Below are 7,474 nucleotides of genomic sequence, written 5' to 3'. Positions count from 1 at the left end.
CGCGTTCCAGGATACAAATATTTTTCGACTATAATCAGGGAGGAATCAGGGAAGCGCGCCCATGAATATTCTCAAAGCTGTAATATTTATATTCGCCTCGGTGTGGATTATGTGGGTTTCGCGGGCCGCGCTCAAAGACCCGCGCTCGCATGGTTTTTATCGCTTCTTTGCCTGGGAAGCAATTTTGCTGCTTGTGCTGCTCAATCTGAATTACTGGTTTGTGCAGCCGTTGGCGTGGCATCAACTGATCGCCTGGACTTTGTTATTCATTTCGCTGTATATCGTTATCGAGGGCTTTCGCCTGTTGCGCCGCGGCAAATCGGGAGAATCTCGCCGGGATGATTCCCTGCTGGAGATGGAGAAAACCACCGAGTTGGTGACCAGCGGCCTGTATGCTTATATCCGCCACCCGTTGTATAGTTCGTTGCTATTTCTGACCTGGGGAACTTTTTTCAAGCATCCGAATCTGACAGGTTTCTTTCTGGCTTTGTTAGCAACGGTTGCGTTGGCGCTGACTGCCAAAGTGGAAGAGTTTGAAAATTTGCAATATTTTGGGGATGATTACAGAGTATACAGGCAGCGCACGAAAAAATTCATTCCGTTCTTTTTCTAATTTGGAGATTTCGATGGCAAGTGTGCAGGGCATAGGCGGCGTTTTTATCGAAAGTAATGATGCGCAAAGTTTGGCAGAATGGTATCGGGATGTGTTGGGTATCGAGATGGAAGCCCACCCCGATGGAATCGGCTATTATCGCGTCTTTCCCACGCGGGATGTAGAATCAAGCGTTGTACGGGAGAATCCTGTTTTTGCGATTAACGAGGCCCGGGAGCAAATCCCGGCCTCGGACAGGGGATTCACCCTCAACCTGCGTGTGGATTTCCTGTCCCCTTACCTGGATCAACTCAGGGAGCGGGGCGTCATCGTCGAGGAAAAAATCCTGGAATGGGAACGCGGTCGTCATGCCTGGATTCGCGATCTGGATGGCAACCGCATCGAGTTGTACGAAGAAATTCTGGTGGATGAAGCATGACCGAATTCGTTGACCGCCACTGGCGCAAGATCGCTTTGGCTTTCGGGTTGGCAGGTTTTGGCCTGATTCTGTGGGCGACTTCGCTTTATGGGGCGGGTGTTTCGGGGGATGCAGTCGATTATCTCTCTACTGCCGATAGTTTGAAGCGCGGCGCTGGCTTCACCGATTTTACCGGGGAGCCATATATTTATTGGCCGCCGCTGTATCCGCTGCTCTTGGCGAGTTTGAGTTGGATTCTGGGTTTGGATACCTTTATTGTTGGCGGGTGGTTGAACGCGGTTTGTTTTGGCGTCATTGTTATGTTGGCAGGGGTTTTGTTGCGAAAAACATTGGATCAATCGCCATTCTGGTTTTTCTGGGGATCGCTGGTTGTGTTGTCGGCGCTGCCTCTGGTTCAGTTGGCTGCTAATATTCTTTCCGATGCATTGTTTGTTGTCTTGGTGTTGCTCTATGCTTTTTGGGGCTGCGCCTATTTGAATGGTCCGACGCCCAAACGATTATTGCGGCTGAGTTTGTTGGCCGCCGCGGCGGCGTTGTTGCGTTGGCATGGCGTGTTGTTGGTGGTATCGGTTATCGTGTTAGTATTGATTGCGCAGCGCAGAAATTTAAAAATTGCCTTGCGCGATGCCGTGTGGTCAGGGGTTTTGGCTACACTTCCCTTTGGCGTGTGGGTTATTGGGAGAAATTATCGCTTATTGGGTTCGGTGATGGGCTATCGCGACACGGGTGAGATCAGCATTTTATATAACCTGAATGATGCATTTCAAAAGATGTCTCACTGGTTTTTGCCCGATCAACTCTTGAGCAAAGTTTCCCCGCTTATTTTTCTCAGCGGGGCTGTTGTTATATTGCTTTTGCTCGTAGCCAGGCAATCTGGGCGACAGTTCTTCGTGCCGCTATTCTCGGCTGATAATTTGCCTTGGGTGATCTTTTTTGCGCTTGATTTTTGCTTTATTATGCTTACCTCGATTACATACGATCACGCGGCCTATTTTGATGACCGCTACTATGCACCACTTTTTATTTTTGTTGTTCTGTTGATGGGGCGAATTCTTCAGAATTTTGCAGACAAATTTGGGCGCATTCGCTGGTCTGTTGCGGCGCGCTGGCTGTTTATGCTGGCCTTGAGTCTGTGGCTGCTATACCCGGCGTATCGGTTGTATAAATATGCTGTGGTCAGTCGAGCGCAAGGGGAACCGACGTATAACATCTATAATTCGGAGCATTTTCGCGAGTCGGCGTTAGTGGTGCGTCTTTTGGAGCCCTCCTTTGACAAATCGCAACCGCTATATAGTAATTATCCTGCGGCGGTCTATTTTTACACTCGCCAAATAACCTTGCGCGCGCCGCTCTCGTCTTCTGGTGAACCTGCCGATTTCGATGATCTATATCAGCGTTATGCCAAATGGCCCCCCGAAGACAAGGCTGTGTTGATTTGGTTTTTGCCAAATGATTGGCACTATTATTATCACCCGGAAGATTTAACCGCCATCGCCGAAGTGCGGATTGAGTTTAGTAGTCCCGATGGAATGATTTATGCTGTCACGCAGCGATAATCGAACTTTAGGGGAAAATAAAAAACCGATGTAATATATTCACATCGGTTTTTTTGTTGTGCTGGCTATGCTTATTCTACTGGTGCAATCCACAGACTATGCAGCATTGGCGTGAAAACTGTTTGATATGTTTGATCAAAGTCAATGGCGGGAGCCTGCATTACAAGGGCATAGGCATTGCCCGCGCCGTCGGCCATGCCTACTAAAAGTGCCGCTATAGAGTTGCCATCCTGATTGGTATAGGTTACTGGCATATAACTGGCCTGGGCTAAACCGCCGAGGAAAAACTCGCCTTGTTCGCCATAGCTCAAATCGGGGTGTTGGCTGAACCATAAGATCATCAGATTAGAGAGTACATCCTCACGGGTATTGTTTTTGGATGCGTACGATGTGTACCAGAAGAAGGTATTATCATTTTCCGGATTCGTGATATAGAGATAATTGTTTGCCGTGTGATCTTCGCTGGCGTACCACTCAACAGGGTGGTTGATAGAGATGCGGAAAAAGCCTGAGACGTAGGCTTGCATCGGAAGCGTTTCGCCAGCTTCGATTTCAAAGAATTCGTTGGCATCTAAGTTTCCGGCAATGAAGACATCAACTTGATATTCTCCGGCGGGGATGGGAGCCCCTTTTATGCGCAGCCGCGCTAGCCCGGTTGTGTCGCCTGACCAACCGTCTGCAATATATTGGTCAAATAACTCGCCATTCTGATACCAACGCACCATCCAAGGTGTATTTGCGGACATTTGGGAGAACTCAATCAACGTGTAAATTGAAGGTGTTCCCGCGGTGAAGGTGTTGCCTGCATCAATTAAGCTGCCATCTGCGGCGATGCCGCCCGCGAACAGAGTTTGTTCTACCTTACCAGGATGCTCTTGCGGCGTGATTTCGCCAAGTAATGCCAGACTGGCGGCGGTTTCTTTCCAGCGGAGTAGGGCATCATTAATATGGGGAGTATCTGGCGCTTGGGTTTGCAGATCGTTTAGGTCAAGAATAGCAGTGGCAAACAAATTGGCCTGTTCATCAGGCGATTCTTCGAGCAGGCAGGCGATTGCGCCGTCATACGTCTGGGCGGAGGCTTCACTTTGAGAATCAGCAAGCAACGCCAGGCCAAGATTGACTCTCGCTGTGCATTCGGTAGGCTCCGCCTCGATGGCAGTTTCCAGCGCCGAAATCGCGCTTTGATAATTCCCAGCCAGGGTATACGCCCAACCCAAATTTGTGTAGACGACCGACCCCGAGTTTCCAAGCTCGATTGCTTTTTGCATATCAGCGGCAGCACGGGCGTTTTTCATCTGATCGGCATCCAGTAAGCGGGTTTGTAGGGTTGTGTAGCCGCGCCACTGATAGGCATCGGCATACGCGGGGTCAAGTTGGATGGCATTATCAAAGGCTTCAATGGCATTTGCACTCAGGGTCGCAGCGGTATCGTACGGCGCGGTATAAGCAATATTGCTGACGATTTGCCCTTCGACAAATTGCTCGATCGCGGCAGCGGATGTGACCGTCGTGGGCAAGAAAAACGTATTGACGGCGATGAAAATGGTCGTTATTTTGAGGGTCAATGCACTGGCGGCGAAGAGATAGCGCACCCAATTAGCAATATTGAGTGACATGCCGTAAAGAAAGAGCGCCACAGAAAGCATAGACACAGCTTCGCGATAGCTGCCCGCTTTGCCGCGCCAAATGGCGGCTTCGCGTTCGTAGGCCTTTTGCATCTGGTAGGTGAAGTAGGCTTCGCGATGGGATTGCTCGTAAAAACTGGCATAATCACCGGCATATTCGTCCGAGAGCAGGGGAGTGAGGCTGCTTAAATGGGTTTGAAGTTGTTCCCAGCGGGCAGCTACGGCTTCGGATGCGGTGATGGCGGCTGTATCATTATCCAGTTGTGCCGCAGAAGCGCTGATCTCGGCACGCTGCGTTTGTTGTTCGGCATCGTAGAAGGCGCTGTAAATATCGAGGCCGTGTGTTACGCGCTGGTCGGCACGGGTAAGAGTTCCAAAAGCGGTCACGGCTTCGGCGCGCGAGCGTTGAGCCGCCAGGTTCATGTGCAGGCCGACATCATTTTGGATGCGCACGATTGTAGCAACCCACAGCGAAGTTGCTGCCATGAGGACAGTGACGATGGTTTTGAAGTTTTTGCTCAAGAAAGATTTCTTTTCATCGGTCATGGAGGTCCTCTTTTAGGCAATGAATAAAACTAAATAAACAAGATCGGCGATAAAGAGCAGGCAACCAATAGTTAGAAAAACAAAACGCCATTTGCTTTTGGTTACTTTTGCAAAAATTAAAAAGGCAACAACGAACGAAAATAGATATACTCCGTTCATTAACACCGATGTTTCTGCAATCAACGCTTCGGCTTTTGCGAAATTTACTTCCGGATTGGTATCCAAATTTCGGGTTTCGAAGCGCATCTGATTTGCCAGAAATCCATCTTCGTCGAAGGTTCCATCCGGTAGAACATATTCGGGTGCGAAGAAGGTAGCTTTGGATTGCGCTGCAGTACGATATTCTTCGGCCTGTTCGTGCAGGATTTCAGCGCGAGAAGTATCGCCGCGCGCCTGGGCAACCTCGGCTTCAGTGTCAATCAGGCTGGATAACTCACTTAGGCGCTGATACTCAGCATAGGCGCGCAAATCCTGAAACATCCAGGTGTGCGATATTACATCAGCTTGCTCCAGGTTAATCGCGGCAGCGATAGCCTGATTTTCATATTTGATGATGGCTCTGGAGCGCCCACCAGTGACAATGCCCATCATAGCGCCGGTTAGCGAGATGATAGCGATAGCAATTGTGATAATCGTTTCGACCGGAATGGATTTATCAGTAGATTCCGTGCTCATGGGTTATTACTCCTGCAAGGTGGGGAGATTTCAGAATTTATTGACTGACGAAAGCGAAGCTGCCGCCAAAGAAAGTCTGGATGCTCGCGCGCCCCTCTGGGGTGATCTCCATTGGGAGGCTGATCCACCCCCCCCGGCCACCGTTTTGTGCCTCGAGCCAATATAAAATGGAGAAATTTTCTGACGAGGAACCTGCCGGTATATCAAAAATAATCTCAATAGCTTCACCATTAGGCAAGATGCTCACATTTGCGCCAGCGTTATTCACAGCCATTGAAACTGCGCTGAGCAGCACCCCGCCCGGAGGGATGTCTCCTGGCAAAGTTTCTGCGTTCAGTGGCAGAATCTCAATTAGTTCACCCGCGGCGCCACTCACGTTGATCTGGCCGCCCTGAGGCAATTCGATTGTGATGGTATCCTCCGCTACGCCGCTCAGGGCTTGTTGCGTGCCGGTGAAATCGCTCGCGGTAACTGCTTCGGTCTCTGCTAAAACAAATGTTCCACCAGATTCGGCCAGCGCCGTTATAGTATCGGCCCCTCCATCCTCAAGTGGGATTTCGATCCAACCCTGATCTTCCGTCCATTGTAAAACCACCATGCTTTCTGGAGTGGTGCCGTCAGGGGCTGCAAAAGAAACCAGCACTTCGCCGATAGTTATTCCAGGCGTGTTGATCTCTTCGCCAATAAATAGGCTAGAGAGCAAGTTGAAGCCTGTCGGTAATTCACTTGGTAAAACAACCTCAGCACCTGATGTCATGCTGACCAATGCGTCAATGCCGGTATTAAAAGTAGCCCCGTTGCCTTCGGGAAGTTGTAGTGTTAGCGTATTACCCAGCGTGGCGGCTTCCAGCAGTGAAACTTGCTGGCCGTTGACTACAGTCAATACCACATTGGCAACTGGCCCTTGAAGGGCTGCCGTCGCGGCGGCAGCAATCGCTGCGGGGATATTACTGCCAGAATCGGCATCAATCAAATTCACAACACCGTCAGGCGGCGGAGCGCCGACAGCGGGTGGTTTTTGGTTGATGTTCAATATACCGCCGTTCAAGATAATCGTGCCGTTCTGTGCGACTGTACCGCTGAGCGCGTTCAGCGATACAACGCCTCCATGAATTATGATCGTTCCGGTGTTGGTAATCCCATTGGCCGCGTTGACATTGACCGATGCATTTGGGTTCGTGGCTTCAACAGTGCCGCCAATTCTTGTAGTTCCCCCACCGTTGTCGGCATTGCCATCCAGCCCGGCGTTGAAATCTACCCCGGCGGGAGCGGCTGTGCGCCCGCTTCTTTCTTCAATATTGTCACCCGCATTGCCGGTGAGCTTGCCCTGGCAGGTTTGTCCTGAAGGACACTCTGAGACCACATCCGCCTCGATGGTCAGATCATCGCCCAATTGTGCTGAGTTGTTTCCAGCCGTGAGATTGATGTCGCCCCCGCCATTTTCGCGAATGGCGCGGCTGACGCGCAGGGGGCTGTCGGCAGTGATGCGAATTTCGCCGCCATTGGTGATGATTCCCTCGACATACGATTGTCCGTAGGTATAGTGAGAGATGATCAGGCCGCCAGAATTGTGGACATAAAAACCGCCGAATGTAGAAACCCCTCCGACCAGCCAGGGCACTTGAGTTTCAAGCTCATTGATGGTTGTGCCATTTGTGCCAACCCCATTCTTGCTGCTCAAAACCAGCGTCCAGGGTGCGCCGCCGTCAATTTGCACATCGATGGCATTGTTGCCGTTGCCATCCAAAATCCGGCCGTTGGAAAAAATTTCAATATGGCGCCAGTTGGTCAATTGGCCGTTGAAAGTAACATCGCCGCCGCGCACGATAAAGACGTAGCTTTCAAGGTTGATATTGAGTGTGTGAATATCTACGCTGCCAACACCATCGCTGCGGCCAATGGCTACATAATCGCCTGCTTCCAACCGCGTTGTGAGTTCATCCGTATCCAGAACGAAGCTGCCCGTAGCACCATTGCCGATCCCGATTACGGCATCTACAGTAGAAGGATGGAAATTTACATAACCATTGCCTGCGTCAAC

Annotated in this window: 6 protein-coding genes; 3 read left to right on the top strand and 3 right to left on the bottom strand. The window is 50.5% G+C overall.

The window, feature by feature from the left end:
* Positions 1-61: 61 nt before the first annotated feature.
* From HN413_04535 to HN413_04525, 3 genes are read left to right on the top strand one after another with little or no spacing between them, the layout of a single operon-like run.
* The gene (locus tag HN413_04535; GenBank protein ID MBT3389656.1) at positions 62-613 is read left to right on the top strand and encodes an isoprenylcysteine carboxylmethyltransferase family protein; all 552 of its coding nucleotides are present in this window, start codon (positions 62-64) and stop codon (positions 611-613) included.
* Between the two features lie 13 nt (positions 614-626).
* Positions 627-1,031 (top strand): hypothetical protein, encoded by a 405-nt coding sequence (locus HN413_04530; protein MBT3389655.1) that lies wholly within the window; start codon positions 627-629, stop codon positions 1,029-1,031.
* Positions 1,028-2,587 carry a hypothetical protein gene (locus HN413_04525; protein MBT3389654.1) on the top strand — a complete coding sequence of 520 codons (1,560 nt, stop codon included), beginning with the start codon at positions 1,028-1,030 and terminating at the stop codon, positions 2,585-2,587. Before HN413_04530 ends, HN413_04525 begins: the two co-directional genes overlap by 4 nt.
* Before the next feature lie 71 nt (positions 2,588-2,658).
* Here HN413_04525 and HN413_04520 read toward each other — a convergent pair whose 3' ends face one another.
* From HN413_04520 to HN413_04510, 3 genes are all read right to left on the bottom strand, one after another.
* Positions 2,659-4,758 carry a hypothetical protein gene (locus HN413_04520; GenBank protein MBT3389653.1) on the bottom strand — a complete coding sequence of 700 codons (2,100 nt, stop codon included), beginning with the start codon at positions 4,756-4,758 and terminating at the stop codon, positions 2,659-2,661.
* 12 nt (positions 4,759-4,770) lie between these two features.
* Positions 4,771-5,433, bottom strand: a complete 663-nt coding sequence (locus HN413_04515) for a hypothetical protein (protein ID MBT3389652.1) — start codon at positions 5,431-5,433, stop codon at positions 4,771-4,773.
* Between the two features lie 37 nt (positions 5,434-5,470).
* A partial coding sequence (locus HN413_04510; protein ID MBT3389651.1) for a hypothetical protein occupies positions 5,471-7,474 on the bottom strand: 2,004 nt, incomplete at its 5' end.

The organism is Chloroflexota bacterium, from assembly GCA_018648225.1.
GTDB lineage: Bacteria > Chloroflexota > Anaerolineae > Anaerolineales > UBA11858 > NIOZ-UU35.
The sequence above is the reverse complement of the archived record's forward strand: the minus strand, read 5'-3'. Positions and strand labels throughout refer to the sequence as shown.